Here is a 1961-nt window from a genome sequence, read left to right on the forward strand (position 1 = left end):
GAAGCAGGAGCAGATCCGCCAGGAGCAGGAGAAGAAGCAGGAGGAGCAGCAGAAGCAGGCGGAGCAGAAGCAGGAAGAGCAGCAGCAGAAGCAGGAGCAGATCCGCCAGGAGCAGGAGAAGAAGCAGGAGGAGCAGCAGAAGCAGGCGGAGCAGAAGCAGGAAGAACAGCAGCAGAAGCAGGACCAGATCCGCCAGGAGCAGGAACAGAAGCAGGAAAAGCTCCAGGAGGAGCAGCAGAAGCGGCAGGAACAGCTTCAGCAGCAACAGCAGCAGAAGCAGGAGGAGTTCCAGAAGCAGCAGTTCAAGCTCAATGGTTCACTGAACAATGGCGACTTGAATCAGCTCGGCAACCGAGATCTGGGCCAGCTCAACAATGGCGACCTGAGCCAGCTCAACAATGGCGATCCGAGCCAGCTGAACAACGGCGACCTGAATCAGCTCTCGCCGCACATCTCCGGACCGGTCAACGGCGACGACTCGCTGACCAACCCCAACGGCAGCCAGTCGCACCTGGATTCCCAGGGCCGCGTCGTGACGGACTTCCCGGACGGCAGCAAGGCCGAGATCGACCCGAACAGCCAGACGGCGACCATCACCAGGCCGGACGGCAGCCACTACTCCGGGCCGCTCAACGCCGGCGACTTGCTCACCAACCCCGACGGCAGCACCACCCACCTGGACCCACAGGGCCAGGTGGTCACCGAGTACCCCGACGGCAGCACCTCGCGGGTGGACCCGGACACCGGTGCCACCTCGATCACCAGCCCGGACGGCACGACGACCACGGGCTATCTGAACGACCCCGACAACGCGCTTCCCGACTACCAGAGCGGCGGCCCCGGAGGCAGCTCCCACCTGGGCGGTGGGTACTCGGGCGCGCTGAACCCGCCCTCCTACGACTACGGCGGTCCCTCCTACGAGGAGGAGCTGTACGACGACAATGCCTATCAGGAGCCGTCGTTGGGCAACCCCGGCCAGTCCGCCGACGGGTCCCCCGGTACGGGCCGTGGCACTCCGCTGAACAACGGCCCGGTGCCCCCCGGCATAGCCGGTACGGGTGGTATGGGTGGCATGGGCGGCATGCCCATGGGCGGCATGGGTGGTATGGGCGGCATGGGCGGTGGCAAGGGCGGCGAGGGCGGCCCCTCCGAACGCACCCGCAACGTGATCGACAGCGGTGACGTGGTCAGCAACCGCCGTGGCGCTCCCGGCTCGCGCGGCAAGGGCGGTGTGTACGAGGACCGGCAGGCCGTCAGTACCAGTGGCGGCAACCCGTTCCTGCCGGGGATGGGCGGCGGTGCGGGCGGACCCGGACAGACGGAGACCGAGAGCAGCGACCGTGAGCGTGAGGTCTGGGAGCCGGAGGAGGACGACGTCTGGGGCACCGACGAGGGAGGTTCACCAGCGGTGATCGGACGCTGACCAATCTCAAATTCCTTTTGTCGTCCCGATGTTGCACAATGATCGACATCTGACCTTACGCAGGAGTATTCGTTGACCGAACCGCTGCAGGAGCGCATCGCCCAGGCCATGGCCGAGCTCCAGGCCACCCAGGCGGCTGTCGCGCGGGCGGAGGCGGATCTCCGCCAGGCGTCCGCGACGGTGCGCTCGAGCGACCGTGTGGTGGAGGCGACTGTCGGTGCCCAGGGCGAGTTGACGGGGCTGAAGTTCCTCGACAACAAACACCAGAACATGACGGGCCCCCAGCTCGCCTCCTCGATCCTGGAGGCCGTGCAGCAAGGGCGTGCCCAGATGGCCCGCCGGGTGATGGACACCTTCGAGCCCTTCACCCAGCCGGGCCCCGAGGGCTCGGCCCGCCGGGGCATCGACCTCGACTGGAACCGGATTTTCGGATCGGCCCTCGACGGCGATCAAGGCCGTTCCCGCCGTTCGAGCAGGGCCCGGCTGCGCGACGAGATCGACGAAGACAGCCAATGAGCGTTGGGGAAGGTGATCGGTC

1 protein-coding gene and 1 pseudogene are annotated in these 1961 nt (G+C 66.6%); both read left to right on the forward strand.

Annotated elements, in window-relative coordinates:
• A pseudogene (locus ABZ562_RS04995) lies at positions 1 to 1423 on the forward strand (microtubule/TRAF3 and DISC1 binding protein); the annotation flags it as partial.
• A gap of 72 nt (positions 1424 to 1495) precedes the next feature.
• Entirely contained in the window at positions 1496 to 1939 is a 444-nt protein-coding gene (locus tag ABZ562_RS05000; protein WP_361474161.1) for a YbaB/EbfC family nucleoid-associated protein, read from the forward strand.
• Positions 1940 to 1961: the final 22 nt, after the last annotated feature.

Source organism: Streptomyces sp. NPDC019937, from assembly GCF_040631655.1.
Classification (GTDB): domain Bacteria; phylum Actinomycetota; class Actinomycetes; order Streptomycetales; family Streptomycetaceae; genus Streptomyces.